The sequence below is a fragment of the Flavobacterium sp. 2 genome (assembly GCF_049949195.1).
Lineage (GTDB): Bacteria > Bacteroidota > Bacteroidia > Flavobacteriales > Flavobacteriaceae > Flavobacterium.
In genome coordinates, this window is the sequence record NZ_CP188206.1 from 2253645 (window position 1) to 2272018 (window position 18374).

The 18374-nt window shown below is 32.8% G+C and carries 21 protein-coding genes; 10 read left to right on the forward strand and 11 right to left on the reverse strand.

The annotated features are described in order from the left end of the window. Nucleotides 1-10: 10 nt before the first annotated feature. Nucleotides 11-1123: a 2-iminoacetate synthase ThiH gene (thiH, locus tag ACNFIH_RS09675; protein ID WP_426486454.1), complete on the forward strand. Its 1113-nt coding sequence runs from the start codon at nt 11-13 to the stop codon at nt 1121-1123. A gap of 63 nt (nt 1124-1186) precedes the next feature. Then, nucleotides 1187-1897: a HesA/MoeB/ThiF family protein gene (locus ACNFIH_RS09680; RefSeq protein ID WP_426486455.1), complete on the forward strand. Its 711-nt coding sequence runs from the start codon at nt 1187-1189 to the stop codon at nt 1895-1897. Here the strand turns inward: ACNFIH_RS09680 and ACNFIH_RS09685 are convergent. From ACNFIH_RS09685 to ACNFIH_RS09700, 4 genes are all read right to left on the reverse strand, one after another. Next, complete coding sequence (locus ACNFIH_RS09685) at nt 1894-2688, reverse strand: MOSC domain-containing protein (protein ID WP_426486456.1); 795 nt, start codon at nt 2686-2688, stop codon at nt 1894-1896. The genes ACNFIH_RS09680 and ACNFIH_RS09685 overlap by 4 nt on opposite strands. Before the next feature lie 2 nt (nt 2689-2690). Beyond that, nucleotides 2691-3335 (reverse strand): leucyl/phenylalanyl-tRNA--protein transferase, encoded by a 645-nt coding sequence (gene aat / locus ACNFIH_RS09690; protein WP_426486457.1) that lies wholly within the window; start codon nt 3333-3335, stop codon nt 2691-2693. Between the two features lie 128 nt (nt 3336-3463). Then, complete coding sequence (locus ACNFIH_RS09695) at nt 3464-3835, reverse strand: DUF3127 domain-containing protein (protein ID WP_035645378.1); 372 nt, start codon at nt 3833-3835, stop codon at nt 3464-3466. Nucleotides 3836-3866: 31 nt separating this feature from the next. After that, entirely contained in the window at nt 3867-4742 is an 876-nt protein-coding gene (locus ACNFIH_RS09700; protein ID WP_426486458.1) for a flavin reductase family protein, read from the reverse strand. A 159-nt stretch (nt 4743-4901) separates the two neighbouring features. On the opposite strand from ACNFIH_RS09700, the gene ACNFIH_RS09705 reads away from it, so the two are divergent. From ACNFIH_RS09705 to ACNFIH_RS09720, 4 genes are all read left to right on the forward strand, one after another. Next, nucleotides 4902-6047, forward strand: coding sequence for a sensor histidine kinase (locus tag ACNFIH_RS09705; RefSeq protein WP_035645383.1), 1146 nt, complete (start codon nt 4902-4904; stop codon nt 6045-6047). A 256-nt stretch (nt 6048-6303) separates the two neighbouring features. Next, nucleotides 6304-7674: a hypothetical protein gene (locus ACNFIH_RS09710; protein ID WP_426486459.1), complete on the forward strand. Its 1371-nt coding sequence runs from the start codon at nt 6304-6306 to the stop codon at nt 7672-7674. A gap of 7 nt (nt 7675-7681) precedes the next feature. Continuing rightward, on the forward strand, nt 7682-8254 hold the full coding sequence (locus ACNFIH_RS09715) for a DUF6705 family protein (protein WP_426486460.1): 573 nt from the start codon (nt 7682-7684) through the stop codon (nt 8252-8254). A gap of 82 nt (nt 8255-8336) precedes the next feature. Further along, on the forward strand, nt 8337-8921 hold the full coding sequence (locus ACNFIH_RS09720) for a hypothetical protein (protein ID WP_152560988.1): 585 nt from the start codon (nt 8337-8339) through the stop codon (nt 8919-8921). Nucleotides 8922-9084: 163 nt separating this feature from the next. On the opposite strand, the gene ACNFIH_RS09725 is transcribed toward ACNFIH_RS09720, so the two are convergent. After that, on the reverse strand, nt 9085-9474 hold the full coding sequence (locus ACNFIH_RS09725) for an HIT family protein (protein WP_035645390.1): 390 nt from the start codon (nt 9472-9474) through the stop codon (nt 9085-9087). A gap of 67 nt (nt 9475-9541) precedes the next feature. Beyond that, nucleotides 9542-10018, reverse strand: a complete 477-nt coding sequence (gene greA / locus ACNFIH_RS09730) for a transcription elongation factor GreA (protein ID WP_029271926.1) — start codon at nt 10016-10018, stop codon at nt 9542-9544. Between the two features lie 155 nt (nt 10019-10173). Between greA and ACNFIH_RS09735 the strand changes: the two genes are divergently transcribed. Beyond that, complete coding sequence (locus tag ACNFIH_RS09735) at nt 10174-10587, forward strand: Rieske (2Fe-2S) protein (RefSeq protein WP_426486461.1); 414 nt, start codon at nt 10174-10176, stop codon at nt 10585-10587. Between the two features lie 44 nt (nt 10588-10631). Here ACNFIH_RS09735 and ACNFIH_RS09740 read toward each other — a convergent pair whose 3' ends face one another. From ACNFIH_RS09740 to ACNFIH_RS09760, 5 genes are all read right to left on the reverse strand, one after another. Beyond that, nucleotides 10632-12794: a TonB-dependent receptor gene (locus ACNFIH_RS09740; RefSeq protein WP_426486462.1), complete on the reverse strand. Its 2163-nt coding sequence runs from the start codon at nt 12792-12794 to the stop codon at nt 10632-10634. A 260-nt stretch (nt 12795-13054) separates the two neighbouring features. Next, nucleotides 13055-13459, reverse strand: a complete 405-nt coding sequence (gene arfB / locus ACNFIH_RS09745; protein WP_426486463.1) for an alternative ribosome rescue aminoacyl-tRNA hydrolase ArfB — start codon at nt 13457-13459, stop codon at nt 13055-13057. Then, on the reverse strand, nt 13459-15573 hold the full coding sequence (locus ACNFIH_RS09750) for a DUF4301 family protein (RefSeq protein WP_426486464.1): 2115 nt from the start codon (nt 15571-15573) through the stop codon (nt 13459-13461). Before ACNFIH_RS09750 ends, arfB begins: the two co-directional genes overlap by 1 nt. After that, nucleotides 15534-16157: a nicotinamide riboside transporter PnuC gene (gene pnuC / locus ACNFIH_RS09755; RefSeq protein WP_035645401.1), complete on the reverse strand. Its 624-nt coding sequence runs from the start codon at nt 16155-16157 to the stop codon at nt 15534-15536. Before pnuC ends, ACNFIH_RS09750 begins: the two co-directional genes overlap by 40 nt. Nucleotides 16158-16180: 23 nt before the next feature. Next, entirely contained in the window at nt 16181-16909 is a 729-nt protein-coding gene (locus tag ACNFIH_RS09760) for a geranylgeranylglyceryl/heptaprenylglyceryl phosphate synthase (protein WP_426486465.1), read from the reverse strand. Between the two features lie 94 nt (nt 16910-17003). Between ACNFIH_RS09760 and ACNFIH_RS09765 the strand changes: the two genes are divergently transcribed. From ACNFIH_RS09765 to ACNFIH_RS09775, 3 genes are all read left to right on the forward strand, one after another. Continuing rightward, nucleotides 17004-17600 carry a Crp/Fnr family transcriptional regulator gene (locus ACNFIH_RS09765; protein WP_426486466.1) on the forward strand — a complete coding sequence of 199 codons (597 nt, stop codon included), beginning with the start codon at nt 17004-17006 and terminating at the stop codon, nt 17598-17600. An 82-nt stretch (nt 17601-17682) separates the two neighbouring features. Beyond that, nucleotides 17683-17970 (forward strand): hypothetical protein, encoded by a 288-nt coding sequence (locus tag ACNFIH_RS09770; protein WP_035645408.1) that lies wholly within the window; start codon nt 17683-17685, stop codon nt 17968-17970. Next, nucleotides 17967-18365, forward strand: coding sequence for a group III truncated hemoglobin (locus tag ACNFIH_RS09775; protein WP_426486467.1), 399 nt, complete (start codon nt 17967-17969; stop codon nt 18363-18365). Before ACNFIH_RS09770 ends, ACNFIH_RS09775 begins: the two co-directional genes overlap by 4 nt. The last annotated feature ends 9 nt before the right edge of the window (nt 18366-18374 follow it).

Below are 18374 nucleotides of genomic sequence, written 5' to 3' on the forward strand. Positions count from 1 at the left end.
CAAATAAAAAATGAACACATTCAAATCTATTTTCGAGCAATATAATTGGGATGAAATCCAATCCAAAATATATAAAACCACATCAAAAGATGTCGAGCGAACTTTATCCAAAACCAAATACAATCTAGATGATTTTCTGATTTTGATTTCTCCTGTTGCTCAAAACTATTTAGAGCAAATGGCACAAAAATGCCACGAAATCACCAAAAAGCGTTTCGGAAAAACCATTCAAATGTATGCGCCGCTTTATTTAAGCAACGAATGTCAAAATATCTGCACCTATTGTGGTTTCAGTTTAGACAATAAAATCAAACGAAAAACGCTGACTGATTCCGAAATAAAACTCGAAGTTGAAGCTTTAAAAAATACTGGTTTTGACCACGTTCTATTGGTTACAGGCGAAGCGAATTATACGGTAAACATCAATTATTTCCTGAATGCTATTAATTTAATCAAAGAAGATTTTTCGATTATTTCTGTTGAAGTGCAACCACTTTCTACAGAAGATTATGAACGTTTACATAACGCTGGAGTTTATTCAGTTTTGGTTTATCAGGAAACCTATCATCAGGAAGTTTATAAAAAGTACCATACAAAAGGTAAAAAATCAAACTTCGATTATCGATTGGAAACGCCCGACCGAATTGGAACCGCAGGAATTCACAAAATTGGTTTGGGCGTTTTATTAGGTTTGGAAGACTGGCGGACAGATAGTTTTTTCAATGCTTTGCATTTAGATTATTTGCAGAAGAAATATTGGCAGACGAAATATTCTGTTTCTTTTCCACGCCTTCGTCCTGCTGAGGGAATTATTGAACCGAATTTCATAATGGACGACAAAGATCTAACCCAATTAATCTGCGCTTACAGATTATGGAATGAAGATTTAGAAATCTCCATTTCAACAAGAGAAAACGAAAAATTCAGAAACAATATCATCCCAATTGGTGTTACAAGTATGAGCGCAGGTTCTAAAACAAATCCGGGCGGTTATGTTGTCGATCCGCAATCTTTGGAACAATTTGAAATCAGCGATGAACGTTCTGCAGAAGAAATTTCAAAAATTATAAAAAAAGCTGGCTATGAACCCGTTTGGAAAGATTGGGACAAAGTTTATAGTTGAAACGTTTCAGGTTTCAGGTTTGTGAACTTAACATTTTACAATTCATAATTCATAATTAAAAAAATGAGTATTATACAAGAATTTCTCCGTTACAACAGACAAACTATTCTTCCTGAAATTGGCGATGAAGGTCAGGAAAAATTTAAAAAAGCACGAGTTTTAGTAATTGGTGCTGGCGGTTTAGGCTGTCCTATTTTGCAATATATTGCGACTGCAGGAGTAGGTTTTATAGGAATTATGGATTTTGATACTATTGAAATTCACAATCTTCACCGACAGATTTTATACACCGAAAATGAAATTGGCGAACAAAAAGCGATTGTTGCACAAAAAGTAGTTTCAAAATTAAATCCGTTGATTGAAGCTGTGGCGATTAATGAGAAATTAACCGCCAAAAATGCATCAAAAATCATTGAACAATTTGATATTATTGTTGATGGTTCTGATAACTTTTCAACTCGTTATTTAGTGAATGATATTTGTGTGAAACTAAAGAAATCTTTGGTTTACGGGAGTATTTTAAAATTTGAAGGACAAATTGCGGTTTTCAATCATAACGGGAGCAAAAATCTTCGCGATTTGTTTCCAGAAATGCCAGATCCGAAAGATGTTCCGAATTGTAATTTGAACGGCGTTTTAGGAACTCTTCCTGGGATTATCGGAAATATGATGGCGCACGAAACGCTAAAATTGATTTTAGAATTACCAACTTTAAAAAATGAACTTGTTATTTTTAATACGTTAAATTGGAATTTTACAAAGCTAAGTTTCTAAAAAACAACTTCATCACCAACAGCAATAATTCCCGAATTCAAACTCACAATATTGGTTCCGAATAAAACCGAATTATCGACATTTCTATATTTACTCAACGTTTTTAGAGGTTCTTTTTTTAAACGTCCATTTTCCGGATCATTGTTAACCATAACACATCTTCCGCAAGGTTTTATGTTTTTAAATTGAACTTCTCCAATTGTAAAAGTCTTAAAATCATCTTCTTCATGAGGATTTTTAGTGCTTACTACAATGTTTGGACGAAATCTTTTTATGGTAATTTTTTCGTCCAATTTATCATTTAAAAAATCAAGGCTTTCTGTTCCAATCAATAAATACGGGTAACCATCTGCCAAACTCACATTGAATGTTTCTTTTAATCTAGAGCTTTCATGTTTACGAGCTCCATTTCTTAATATTTTGACTAATTTACATTCAAAACCTAAATGTTGGCTGAACCATTTTGACGTTTCAGGGTTTACCTCAACAACTTCGCTTTTATCATCCCAAACATTTACTTCTATTGCGTTTTCTAAATGTTCGTTAATAGAAAATTGATGCTCTTGATTCTGAAAAGTAATGCTAATTTTTCCATTTGAAATCTGCGGATAAAACTGACTCATTATTCGATGTTCTCTCTGCGTCAGCATTTGATTTTCCGCATCAATCAACATATAACGGCGGTCGTTTTCAAATCCCATTTCTTCTGCTTTTGCAGATTCAAGACTTATTCCTGCCAAACTTTTTATCGGATAAATATAAATTTCTTTTACACTGTAAACTGCACTCATTTTTATTTACTTTTTAAAATGGACATAAATTCCTCGCGATCAATTTCCCGACAGCCTAAACTCTCTAAATGCGCATTATAAACTTGACAATCCAATAATTTGTAATTTTCTTTTTTCAAATATAACGCTAAAGCGATAAAAGCTGTTTTTGATGCATTTGAAACTTTAGAAAACATACTTTCTCCACAAAAAACATTTCCTTTTCCCAAATCTATTCCGTACAAACCACCAACTAAAACGTCATCCTGCCAAACCTCAACCGATTTTGCAAATCCTTCTTCATTCAGTTTGCAATAAGCTTCTATCATTTCATCAGAAATCCAGGTTCCGTTTTGTCCATCCCGTTTTATTTGCTGGCAATTCAAAATTACTTCTCTGAAATTTTTATTGTAAGTCACCTTGAACATTTTCTGATTCAGAATCTTCCGCATACTTTTAGATATTACGAGTTCATCAAAAAACAGAACCATTCTCGGATCTGGCGCCCACCACAAAATTGGTTCTCCTTCATTAAACCAAGGAAAAATACCGCTTTTATAGGCTAATTGTAAACGTTCTGAACTTAAATCGCCACCAATTGCTAAAATGCCTTCTTCATCAGCTTCCGTTACTGGAGGAAAAAATAAATCGTTGAATAAATAATACATTTTTTTAGTATTCAATAATAAAAATCCTAAATTTCAGGTTCTTGAAATTTCAAATAAAAAATTCCAAATCCCAAATTCAGTCGAATGAATTGGAATTTGGAATTTATCTTTTGGATTTTAAACCTTTATTAGAACGGTAAATCGTCTGGTTCGTCTTCGTTTATGCTTGTTGCTGGTGCAAAAGTTTCTGCAGCTGGCATTGGCGCGCCTTGTGCAGGACCTTCTGGTGCTAATCTTTCGATTCTCCAACCTTGAATACTATTGAAATATCTAGTTTCTCCTTGCGGATTAACCCATTCTCTTCCTCTTAAATTGATAGAAACTTTTACTGCTTCACCTAGTTTATAGCTGCTTAATAAATCGCATTTATCTTGTGTAAACTCGATTAAAATATGCTGTGGATACTGCTCATCTGTAGTTACTACTAATTCTCTTTTTTTGAATGAAGCACTAACTTGTTGCTCAGGATTTACCACTTTTACTTTTCCTATAACTTCCATCTTCTTCTATAATTAATTATTGTTTCTATTCTTATTTTTTGGCTAAAAGCACTTTCCAAGCCGAGGCAACATCGTCATTATTGAGATATTTTTTGGCTTCTAAGTGAATTTTTTCCTGATCGTCTGAGCTTAAAACGCCTTTCACAGAAAAATTTTCTTTCACAAATATACTAACTTCTTCCGTTGTAGGCAAGGACTCTATATTTCCTAATTTTCCGAGGTCATTCCCATTAAACACAGGGCTTTCCTTGATAAAATTCGGAATTGCATCTACTCCAACACCTAAAGTTGTAAGTGGTTTTGGCACTTCAAAAAGTCCTTCATTCGATCTTGAATACCAATTTGCTCCCAATCTTGAAACCAAATCAATTTTGTGCTGATCGATTGCTCCGTTTTCATCTAAAATTGATTCGTGGATATGCATTTTCACTACTTCGCACAAAACCAGATTTCCAGCTCCTCCTTCTGTTCCTAACGGAATAATCTGCGTAACCTTGCATTCAAACTGAACCGGAGATTCTTTTACGCGATACGGCTTTACAATATCAGACGGAATTTGAGTCAAACCCGCTTTTATAAATTCGTTTACGCCTTCTGCATATTCTGTACTTGCCAGCGAAGTCTGTTGTACAATGTCGAAATTAACCACATTTATTACAACTTCTTTTGTTGCTTCAACGTTGATTAAAGTGTGTTTTACCGTATTGTCGCGAACGCGTCTTGCAGGCGAAAAAACCAAAATTGGCGGATTAGCACTAAACACATTAAAGAAACTGAAGGGAGATAAATTAGGAATTCCTTTTGCACTAATTGTACTCGCAAACGCAATTGGACGTGGCCCTACTGAACTTTGCAGATAACCATGCAATTTTGCTGTTGGTATCTCTTTTGGATCGATGCTAATCATATATTTTCTTTTTAACCAAACCTCATTTTGGTAACTGCAAAAGTATAGAAATCGTTTAATTCGAAGAAATACTTTAGGACATAAAAACAAAAATCTTTCAGGAACTGCAAAATATAAAATGCGTATATTTCGTTATATTTATACCTCAAAAATTAATTTATGCATTTTTCTGAACGCAGAAATACAACTCGCTGGGTTATAATTCTTATTTCCTTTTTAATCATTACCTTGATTCTCTGGAACACCTATACTTTTTTTCAGATTTTCAAAAATGAAGAACGTCTGAAAATGAAGCTTTTTGCCGATGCACAAATTACAATTGTAAACGCAGACGAAAATACTGATGTTGAACTGCCTCTTCAAATTTTTAGCAATAACACTTCTATTCCCGTAGTATTAATGCTTTATGATAATGTTGTAAGTTCAAAAAATGTTCCTGATGAAATCTTGAATGACAAGAAAAAACTAAAAACTTTTTTAAAAAATTTAAGTAGCGAAAATGAACCCATAACTTTTGAATATGCACCAGGAAAGTATCAACATTTATATTATGGTAATTCGGCATTGCTTAACAAATTAAAATATTATCCAATTGCTTTATTGCTTATTGTTTTTCTATTTGTTGCTTTGATTTATAATTTTTACAAAAGCACGAAAATGGCCACTCAGAATAAACTTTGGGCTGGAATGGCAAAAGAAACGGCACATCAAATTGGTACGCCTTTATCATCCTTAATTGGCTGGATTGAGATTTTAAAAACAGAAGACATTGATTCATCGATAACTTCTGAAATCGAAAAAGATATTAACCGATTGCAAACGATTACGGATCGTTTTTCTAAAATTGGTTCTGTTCCTGTTTTAGAAACGCATGATATTGTTTCAGAAACCTTAAATGCGTTTAAATATTTGCAATCACGTTTTTCAAAACAAGTTGCTTTTTCATATCATACGCCAAACGAACCTATTATGGTACAGATAAATCCAATTCTTTACAGCTGGACAATCGAAAACTTGGTAAAAAATGCCATCGATGCAATGAAAGGAAAAGGAAATCTGGAACTGCAAATTGAACAGGATCTCCATCATGTAAAAATAAATGTAAAAGACTCTGGAACCGGAATTCCTAAAAAACAATTCAAAACCATTTTTGAAACTGGTTTTACAACCAAAAAACGAGGCTGGGGATTGGGACTTTCTTTAACTAAAAGAATTGTTGAAGAATATCATAGCGGCAAAATCAAAGTTTTACATTCTGAAATTGGAAAGGGAACTACTTTTCAGATTCAGTTAAATAAAAATTAATTTACACTCTAAGTATATCGTTTCAAAACCATAAAAAGCCTTTACAATTCTGTAGAGGCTTTTTTTTGCGCAAGTAATTCCACATCTATAAAAGTCTAAAATGTCTTATTGTGTTGTTTTTTAAACTTTTAAATACTAAGTAACGAGTTTTCATTTTCTAAGTTCGGTTAAACAAAAAAATTGAGAGATTTTTCTGTATTAACTATTAACCGAAAACTTTAAAAATGAAGAAAAATTTAAAAACCTATTTCGAGTCATGCTTATTTTGTGCATTACTTTACTAGCGTCAAATTGTGCAAATGAAGAAATCTCAGACAAGCAAAAAACAACTGTTGCAATTGACAAAGCACAAAAATGGTTTAACGCCTATAAGGCAACAGAAGAATTTCATCCGGCATTCAAAAACATTAATTATTATTGGGAAAATGCCTCTTTGGTCAAATTGGAAAATAATTCTATTGCAATTGCGATTCCGATGAAGGACAATCCTGAAAATCCCGATTATCATGGAAAGAAAATGTTATATTTATATCCAGCAGACAATGGATATAATACTGTAGTACATGAAATATTTCCAAAGTCAGAAACTGATTTTGGTGTTGAAAACAAAAAAGATGATTTTCAAAACTTAGATGTTTTTACTGGTTACATCCTAACATGGAATTTAACAGAAGGATTCGTAAAAGGAGCAGAATTTGAGAATGGCGTGGCTATTAAAAATATTTCATATGCGGCTATATTGTCTGACGATGAAAAAATCAAGGCATTTAATTTAACCCGCAAAGCACCTCCTAACTGGCAAATGGAATTGGATTCTGTAATTGTCACCGGAGGTAGCGGTAGTGGAGGATGCGCAGGATGTGGGGGCGTGATAAGAATTACCCCAACTATAGGCGGAGGCGGAACCGGAGGCGGAACTGGTGATTATATTGGTTCTCCAGGTGCCGGAGGAGATTCAAGCTCAGGATCAGGAAGTCAACCCATAGGCGATCCATGCAGCAGAATAAGAGAGCAGTTGACTAGTGCAAATTTTTTAGCCAAACAAGACGAACTTAAAAAGAAAACAAATTTAAAAGTAGAAACTGGATACTTGCAGAGTAAAAATGGTCCCTTTACCGCACTTAGTCCCGGTTCAGGTACTGATAATACAGATTCCTTAAATTTCCCATTCGATGCAAACACAATAGGTTATATGCATGCTCATCTAGACCCTTATGAAAAAGTAAAGGCAAATGGCGATATAGACCCTGTTGAACCTATAAGAATGCATTCGCCTGAAGATGTAAAACAGTTTATAATTTTGATTCTTAATGCAGGTAGAAACAGCATTCCTATTAGCGAAGTTTATGGAGATATGGTATCTAGCGCAGGAACTTATCAATTGAGATTTACAGGAAATATTGCTGATCTCAGTTCAAAAGCTAGCAGTATTAATTGGCGTGATGGTCTTGATAAAACTTACACAGAAATAATGAAAAAAAGTAGTAGTTTGGAAAAAGGATTTTTAAAATTTTTGAATGAACAAATAGGAATCAATGGCATCGAACTATATAAAATAGAATCTAGTGGAAACTCAAAAAAAACATTAGATGCTACTGGAAAAGTAACAAGTAGTAACTGTAAATAAAACCAAAATGAAAAAAATATTTTTTTTAGGATTTATAATCCTATCAGTGATATCCTGCAAGGCACAATCTATTCAACCAATTAAAAAAGCCATAGATTATAGACGAGCTGGGGGCATCCCAGACAATACTTATTTGAAGGATGTAAACAATTTGCTTACCAAATATATAGGTACTTGGAAAGGAACTTACCAAGACAAAAACTATACATTATATATTACGAAAGCAACTTCAAAATATGAAACGATAACTTGGGATATGTTATTGATTCGCTACCTAATCACTACCAGCAACGGCAATGTATTAGAAAACACACAGAATCTTCCCGATAATAATACTTATATTATTGAAGGTTCTTATTTTGGCAAGGATCTAGCAGTTTATGCATTGGATTTTACTGGCAAAAATGCAATGTGCGGTAATGCGGGAACAATATTTATACGTACAAAAAATGCAACAAATACTTTAATGTCATTTGGTTTTGAACCAAATAAAACAATGATTTCAGAAGACACTTGCCCTGGTTTCAAAACCGCTGAGCTAACTTTTCCGAAAGATGGCTTGATGCTAACAAAACAATAGTTTATTCCTAAATCCTCAAGTATAAAATACTTGGGGATTTTTAAATACGACAAGAACTTAATGAATTTAATAACTTAACAGAATGAAAAAAATATTTATACTATTATTTTTAATATTATATCAAAATAATTTTTCACAAAATAGCGATATCGATCGATTGTATGAAATTTCTTTTTGTGGAAAACCACAAACCATTCAATTTATTGAATATAGCAATGGCACAGCCGAGGGATGTTTACGAACTGAACTTTCAGAAGAAATACCATATAGAAAAGATAGAGAAATTATAAAAGAAATAAGTCTTGACAATACACTTGCTAAAAAAATAATAGTCGAATTAAAAAATGCAGGAATTGAAACTTTAAAAAAGTGTAATGAAGATGCTGATTGTGAAGCATTAGGTTTTCTAGATGGTGATTATCTATCAATTAATATTCAAATTAAGAATATCAATAAACACATTGAGTTTTCAGAAATCTATCCTGAATCACAAACTAATGGAAAAATTGAAGAAATTGAATTAAGAAGAAAGGTTCAATCTTTGGCGACAATTATTGACAAAGAAATAGATTTAGAAAAACAATTTTCAGATCTAATTAAGAGCTTGAAAAGAGGAAAGTATTGCTATTGGTCAGGAATTTCAAAAATATGTATAAAACACAAATAATTTATACTCGCTGAATATTTGTATTTCTTTTTAGAAATTCTACTCGTTAGATTACATAACATATTAGGAGGATATTCAAAAAACATGTAAAATAACATAGTATTTAAACTAAAAAAAACCTCGAAAAAATATTTTCGAGGTTTTTTTAGTTTTATAATTTTACTTAAAGATTCTCCGTTATACTCTTTGCCAAAGCTTCAAACTCCTCTTTAGTAAGTGAAACTTTATCTATGAAACGCATTTCATCCATATGATTCAACGGAATCAAATGCACATGCACATGAGGAACTTCTAATCCAACAACGGCAACTCCTACTCTTTTGCACGGAACTGTTTTTTCTAAAGCAATTGCTACTTTTTTAGAAAACTTCATCAAGCCTAAATACAGTTCATCATCCATATCAAAAATCTTGTCGATTTCTTGTTTCGGAATACAAAGCGTGTGTCCTTTTGCGTTCGGATTTACATCTAAAAAAGCCAAAAAGTTTTCATCTTCAGCGATTTTATATGCAGGAATTTCTCCGTTTACTATTTTAGTGAATATTGATGCCATTGTTTATTTATTTAATCGTTGATTCGTTTAACCGATTAAACAATTAACCGATTAAACAAAAGAAAATTTAGTCTCTTGAAATTTCAAGAATTTCAAATTTCAAAACACCATTTGGAACTGTAATTTCGGCTACTTCTCCAACAGATTTTCCAAGCAAACCTTTTCCAATAGGAGAAGTCACTGAGATTTTTCCAGTTTTCAAGTCGGCTTCGCTTTCAGCTACAAGCGTATATTTCATTTCCATTCCGTTACTTTGGTTTTTAATTTTTACATTAGATAAAACCAATGCTTTCGAAACATCCAATTGTGATTCGTCAATTAATCTTGCATTAGAATACACTTCTTCCAGCTTAGCAATTCTCATTTCTAATAAACCCTGTGCTTCTTTTGCTGCATCATATTCTGCGTTCTCAGATAAATCACCTTTATCTCTCGCCTCTGCTATATCTTGAGATGCCTTTGGACGCATTACACTTTTTAAATGCTCCAATTCATCTTTCAACTTTTTTAATCCTTCTGCTGTATAATAAGATACTTTACTCATAACTTCATCGTTTATATAAATACAAAAAATCCCATCGGGACGGGATTTTGTATTACAAATATACTATTATTTTTAATAGAACATAATTATATGTTAATCATATAAAAATCAAAACTAAATATTTTATTTTTGTTTCATTAATCCTTACTAAAAGAATGAAAAAAATCTGGCTCTTAATCGTCTTTGTTTGTGCACTTTCTGCTTGTAGCGACAGTGAGCGCAGCAATAAAAATCCTTACATTCCTAATTACTCTGTTAATTTGTCTGTAGATATGAATTTGCCTGCTTATTCCAACCTTAAATTTGTAAGTAACGGAGTTATTGTTCCAAATTTTGGAGCAAAAGGAATTATCATTTTTAATGCTGGAAACTCTTATAATGCTTTTGATGCCGCGTGTCCAAATCAGGAAATTAATTCTTGTACAGCAATGACAATTGATGGCATATATGCAGTTTGTTCTTGTGACAAAGTACAATACAGCTTATTTACGGGACTTGGCTCAAAAGAATATCCGCTCAAACAATATAAAGTCGAAGTTGTAGGATCTGTGATTCACGTATATAATTAAAAAGAAAAAGCCTGAAAGTTTAGATTTTCAGGCTTTTTCTTTTTTTAGAATTTCAAAGTCAATCCGGCTAAGAAATTAATTCCTGCCTGTGGATAATAATACGGATAAACATCCCACATGTATCCGTTTGAAACATATTTTTTATCTAAAATATTATTTACCATACCTGTAATCATAATCGATTTGAAAACCGATTTAGGCTTAATTTCATACGAAACATTCAAATCGTTCACAAAATAATCGGCCAGTTTTGCTGATGGCAATTCAATATTATTCATGTATTGTTCTCCAACATATTTCTGCAATAATGAAATATGCAGATTCTGAATCGGGCTGTAAACAATTATATTTCCGGCAATAACTTCTGGTGAATAAGCAATTTTAGTTGTTCCGTAATTTTGGCCTTCAACAGCTAAATCAACATTTTTATTACTGCTTAAAGTAAAGTTTGGTCGAAGAATAAATTGTTCCGAAAGTTTAATTGTAGCATCAAATTCAAATCCTAAACGGTAACTTTTGTCTGTATTAGAACGAATTGGCGCTCCAACATCATCAAGCGTTCCTGTCAAAATTAACTGATCTTTGTAGGCCATATAATAGAAATTAGAATTCAACTGAAAATTCTCTGAGTTAAATCTCCATCCTAATTCAAAATCATTCAATTTTTCTGGTTTTACATTTCCACCTTCATAATCGGTTCTGTTTGGTTCACGATTCGCACGAGCGTATGAAAAATATAAAGTGTTTTTATCATTAAAAGCATAATTCAAACCTGCTTTTGGATTAAAGAAATTGAAATTATCATCAACTAAACCTGTTTCAGCACTATTAGCTTTATATTTTACATTTCTATATTGAAGATCTCCATAAAAGCTCAATTTTTCTGTAAACTGATAATTCGCTTTCGCGAAAATATTTCCATCTGTTTTTGTCGAAAAATCATCGTAATAATGATCTCCCAATTCTGAGTTTGAAGCATATCTCGCCCAAATCACTTTTCCGTAATGATCGCCTTCGTATTTATTCCAGCCTCCGCCAAAAATAACATCCAGTTTTTCATCTTTATATTTTACAGAAAAAGTAGTTCCGTAAAAATCATTATCCAACCATTTTTGACGAACCAAATCTGTCGTTGTAACTGCTCCAACTGGATCTAGATTATAATCGGCCATATCGGCATCTTCTTTATAATTTTCATAGTAGCCTTTTCCTTTTGTATAATGAACAGCCAAATTGCTGCTCCATTTATCTGAAAATGATTCACTCCAATGCAATTGATAATGGTCTTGTTGGTAATTATCAGTTTCATTATCGTAAAAACGAACATTTCCTGATTCATCAGTGTACATTCCAGCTGAGTTGAAAGTACGATTTTCGTTCATAGTTTCAGCGTCAATTCCGTTCCAGGATTGATATGTTTTTTCAGTTCCACCAAAAACTAAAGCTTTGATTAATGTTGTTTTTCCAACATAAGTTCCTTGTAGAAAATACGATTTTAAATCAGAACTTGCTCTGTCTATATAACCGTCAGATTTAATTCTGGATAAACGTCCAGCCAATTCAAAATGGTCGTTTAACAAACCTGTACTGAATTTTACTGTGTTTTTCTGCGAATTAAAACTTCCAAAAGAGCTTGAAATCTCTCCATTAGCCTTAGATGCATAATTATCTGTCAACATGTTTAAACTTGCTCCAAAAGCTCCAGAACCATTTGTTGATGTTCCTACTCCTCTTTGCAATTGCAGACTTTCTACAGAAGAAGCAAAATCAGGCATATTTACCCAAAAAGTTCCTTGACTTTCGGCATCGTTGTATGGAATTCCGTTGATCGTAACATTCACACGAGTTGCATCGCTTCCGCGGACTCTGATTCCGCTATAACCAATTCCGTTTCCAGCATCAGAAGTTGTTACTACAGATGGAAGATAATTCATCAAAGTAGGAATATCTTGTCCAAGATTTCTGAATTTGATTTCTTTTTTATCCATATTACTAAAAGAAACCGGAGTTTTTGAAGTCACACGAACCGCAGAAACCAAAACATCATCAAGCTTATTAACTTTAGTAGAATCCTGCTCTTGTGCGAAAGAAAATAGTGTGAAGAAACCAGAAGAAAGAAGAAAGAAAATAGATTTGGTTCTGCTCATTTTTTGAACCTTAGAACCTTTGTAACTTAGTACCTCAGTACCTTTAAAAATAGTTTTCATTCGTAAAAAATTACGAATAAAAGGGGGAATTATTCTTTGTTAAATTAATAAATTGTTTCACGACAAAATAAAGTGTGCACGCTTAATAGTGTCGTTTTTTCCCTTAGCAACATTACTCGCTCAGGTTCTTTGGGTATGATCTCAGCTCGTTATTTAGAGCACCCCTTTGAGACAATGCAAATGTAATGTTAAAAAATCAAACTCCAAAAAAACAAATTCCAAATTCCAAAAAAGTCATTTTGATTTTTGGAATTTGGAATTTAATCTAAGTTTGGTTTTCGTCTTGATTGTTTTATTTCAGAAACATTCTTTTTGTCTTTAATTCTCTTTTTAATTACAGATTTCGGGACTTTTGTAGCTTTTCTGACTTTCGGAACAAACAATCCTTTTTTTATGATTTCCAAAAATCGTTTGGTAACTATATCTTTATTTTTAAGCTGACTTCGATCTTCATCACAATTTAAAATTAAGATATTTTCAGAAGTTAAACGTGCTGCAATATTAGTTTGCAAAAGCAGTTTTTCTTCATCAGACAAAGCTTGTGAAACATTCAGATCAAAAGACAAAACTACTTTTGATGAAACTTTGTTCACGTTTTGTCCGCCGGCGCCACTGCTGCGAACGGCTTTAAAACTTAATTCTGATATAATTTTATCAATATCCATTATTGTGGCTGATGTGGTGCTTTTAACAAATCATTTACCGTTTTCACCGGATTAAAAGTAATTAACGGAACAGCAACAAAAATAGTTAACCAATGCGCCATTGACCCATTCCATAAACCTGGAAGTTCATAATTTTTCACCGTTTTGCCTTCAACACTTTTCTCTACTATAAAACCTGCTTTATGATCTACAAACTGCTGCAAATCAAATTTTTGATTTTTATAATTTCTAATTCCGCAAACTAAATCTACTGGATTAAAATGTGTCGATTCAGCTAAAATCTTAGCCTGTTTTTTATCCGATAAATCAACTTGAGATGTTTCAACAATCTGAAGTGATTTTATTCCTTTATTGCTCATAACCCAAAACGGTCCTCCCCCTGGTTCTCCTTCATTTTTTACCATCCCACAAACTCTAATCGGACGATCTAAAAGTTCTTTTACTTTGCTGATTTTATTATCAAAAGTAAACATACTGAAATCACTTGAGATTTCGATATTTAACTCTTTAGTCAAAAAAAGAACTATTTCATTTAATTCTTTTTCTCCTATTTTTTGTTCATCAATCGCATTCAAATAACCGAAAACCTTTTGTTGTGCTTCGATCAAAATTCCTGCCAGTGCTTTTTTATACAAAGTAATTTTGTCGATATGATTCTGAATCACATTGTCAATATTTTTAATAAAAATAACATCGGCTTCTAATGTGCTTAAATTCTCAATTAATGCACCATGTCCGCCCGGCCTGAAAACCAAAGCTTCATTTTTATCTCTTACTAATCTGTTTTTTGTATCAACCGCAATCGAATCGGTACTTGCATTTTGATACGAATAACCAATATTTATTTGAATTCCAGAATCCTTCTCTACTTTTTCTTTAAGAACCTCAATTTCTTTTTCGAATAATTCCTGATGCGCTTCGGTTACAGTAAAATGAAGGTTCGAAACTTGATTTGAAGATGCATAATGTACACATTCGTTCAAATGTTCTTCAATCGGATTTGCGATATGATCTTTATATTTATGAAAAGGCAATACTGCTTTTGGTTTATCTGCGAAAGCAAAATAATCCTGCGAAAGCAATGTTTTTATAAAATAATAATTTTTGTAATCGCGCTCTAAATTTTCAAAATCAGGATAAATCGATCTTAGCTTTTTATCAACTGCCTTAAAAAAAGGAAACTTGTCCATTCCAACAATAAAAATCGGAAGTTCTTTGTCCTTTTGTCTGTTTATATAAGCGTTTATTGTTTCTTTTTCAATATCAAAGTCATTCAAAAAAGCTCTTAAAAACTTAAACATTCTTGTTGCAGCTCCAGAAGCGGGAACAAATTTTTTAATTTTCAGATTTTCTTTTTGAGCGTCAAAAAAGGCAGCTTTTCCTTCAAATTCTATTTCTGAAAAAGCCAAAATCCCATTTTCTGTTGTTGCTGGGCTTACTAAATTGCTTTTTGTAATTCCTTTTTTGAAAATTTTTAATTGTTTCAAAACACTTTCAATAGAAATTCCTTGCTCATAAAGCTGCACAAAATCTTCTGACGAAAAACCACGTTCTTTAGCAATAGTAAGCTCTTCAATAATTGCAGTTGCTTTTGCTAAACGACTTTCTTTATTCCCTGAAAGAATTATAAAGGGCTTTTTTGTTTGTATCAAGCTTTGTTTAAAAACAGAAAAAACAGTTTCTCTGCCGTCTGGTGTATCTCTAATATCATCTTTTTCCCAAGGAACATCAATATCTGTCAGAAAAAACAAATCATATTCGTGTTCCAGCGCTGCTTCATTTAAAAGCGGATCACAGAAACCGTAATACATTTCAGAGAAAACTTTGGTCACCATCAAATTCGTATCGCAGAACAAATATTTTTTTGCCTGAGAAAGTTTTTCATTTTCCAAAGCGGTTTGTCCGTATGCAATAGGCATCATATCATCAGCCACACAAATGTGCTGGTTTTCCTCCCATTTTTCTTGTAAATAGTCGCGTGCAAACTCAGGAACCCATTCGGTTTCGTAATATTCTGCAAGCTGTTTTGCTAAAGTTGTTTTTCCTGTACTTTCAGGTCCGAACAAAGCAATTTTTATGATAGTTGTTTTTTGCTGTCTAAGATTTTTCTCCATTCTAAATAAGCTGAAATAGCCAAAATTGTAAAAATTAAATATTGAAGTGACAGCATCCCTAAGCCGCGATAAGCATAAAGAGGCACAACAATTATATCGCCAATAATCCAAAGTGTCCAGTTTTCGATTTTTTTCCTGGCCATGTACCACATTCCCGCAAAAAATATTCCCGACGAAATCATATCGACATAATTGTCTGGATTGATTGTATAGTCAAAATATTTATAAATGCCGAAAACTACAAAAACGGTTACAATAAATAGTACGATTCCGATTATTTTTTCATTAAAACTTGTACGAGTTATAGGTAAATTATCCTCAACGGAACCACCACGCGCCCATACATACCAGCCATAAATACTCATAATGGAGAAATAACCATTGATAATCATATCGCCAATATAACCCGCAATGTATAGCAAATACACCGAAATTACTGTTGCGATAAGTCCCGTTGGATACACCCAGATATTTTCTTTTTTAGCAAACCAAACGCTTAAAATCCCGCAGACAAAAACTAAAAATTCTAAAATAATATGCCACAGTGGAGCATTCTTATAATTTTCGAAAAAAAAATCTATCATTTGGTTAAACTGTTTTTGGTTTTTTATGATTCAAAAAAATGGCTGTCGTTCTCGAAAGCAGTTCCAATAACTACTAAATCAGCACCAGCTTTATACGCATTTTGAATTCCGTGCAAATCTACAATTCCTCCGCCAACAATTATAGGAATTTCTATATTTTGCGCAATTAACTGTATCATTTCCAGAGGAACTGCATTTTTAGCACCGCTTCCGGCTTCTAAATACATTAATTTATTCCCTAACATTTCACCCGCTTGTGCAGTAGCCAAAACCAAATCGAAATTTTCACGGTTTAGCGGTTTTGTTTTACTAACGCGTGCAACTGCAGTTTCATTGCCGCTTTCAATCAAAATATAACCTGTAGAAATTACTTCAAGATTTGTTTTTTTCAGAATTGGCGCCGCCTGAACCTGATATTCAATCAAATAATCCGGATTTCTGCCTGATAATAATGACAGAAATAAAATAGCATCGGCTTGAGGCGAAATCTGCGACGGATCGCCTGGGAATATAACAACCGGAAGTTTTGTTTTCTGTTTTAACTGGGTAATCAAATCTTCTAAAATTGTAGCTTGCACAATGCTGCCGCCAACAAAAATATGTGTAGCAGGAGACTGATTTATTTTATCTATTAAATGATCCAAGTTTTCCAAAACAATTTTATCAGGATCTAAAAGAACTGCCAGCAATTTGCGGCCCTCTTTTTTGGCTTCTAAAATTTGTTGATGGATATTAAGTACTTTTTGCTGCATAATGGCCGTAAAAGTAAAAGTTTTTAATGTAGAAGAACTATTTTGAATAAATTATATTTGTACAGCTGCTTTTGATAACCAAAGAAACAAATGTATGATTGCTCCTGAATTATTAGAAAAATATGGCGTTGTAAAGAAGTTGTTCGACAAAAATGAAATTATTTTTGAAGAAGGAATTTTTCCTGCAAATTATTATCAGATTCTTTCGGGCGAAGTCAAAATGAGCAATTATAATGATGAGGGACGTGAATTTATTCAGGGAATATTTTACAAAGAACAATCTTTTGGCGAACCTCCTTTGTTTTTAAACCAAAAATATCCGGCAAATGCAATCGCGGTTGATAACAGCGAAATTCTTCTTCTTCCAAAATCAAACTTTATGAAACTGTTAGAAGAAAATCCAAAAATAAGTATCAAAATAATCGAGAATCTAGCACAGCGATTGTACTATAAATCCGTTATGGCTGCAGAGATTTCAACGCAGGAACCAGAACATCGGGTTTTGAAATTAATCGATCACGGAATTGCTTATTTCAATTTCAAAAAAGACACAAACGGCTACCTCATCAATTTTACCCGACAACAAATTGGAGATTTAACGGGATTACGTGTTGAAACAGTAATCAGAACAATAAAAAATTTGGAGAAAAAAGGCGAATTGAAGATTATAAACCGAAAAGTATATCGATAAAAAAGTTCTTGTTTTATGATTAAAATCATAAAACCGAGCAGTATTGTGCCTGTACCTTTGTTGGTATAAAAATCACAATATCATGACACTATATCAATCAACATTCGACATTTTTAACAAAAATTACATGGGTTCTGCTGCAATGGCAGTAATTGGGCAAAGTTGTTTAGGCGGCGCTGCAGCAATGTACGTTTTATCTAATGGAACTTCTATTTTTCAAATGATTCAGCTGGCTATTATCGTTTTAGCTTGTATCTTTGTAAACACTTCAATTTTGGCACAAATGAAACACAAGGTAGTTTTTAACCTTTTGATTCTGAGTTCAGTTTTAAGTGTATTGTTTATTTTATTAAATACTCTCATTCTGTGAAAAAGCAAATAGAAAATAGAGATGATGTTTCTCTTCTAGTGCATCAGTTCTATGCTAAAATAAGAGCCGATGAAGAAATCGGCTTTTATTTTAATAAAATGATTTCTGATTGGGATGCCCATCTCGAAAAACTAACTGATTTTTGGGAAACTAATTTATTTGCGATTCGCAAGTATAAAGGAAATCCACATGCAGTTCATAATGAAGTCGATGCCTATTTTGATGGAAAAATCACAACAAATGAATTCGGAATCTGGCTGAATCATTGGTTCCAGACTATCGACGAACATTTTGAAGGTGAAAATGCTGATACATTAAAAAGACGTGCCCGAAAAATGAGCACTTTCCTGTATATGAGTATGTTTCAGCATCGAAAAAAAGAGAGCGAAGTTTAAATTGAAAAC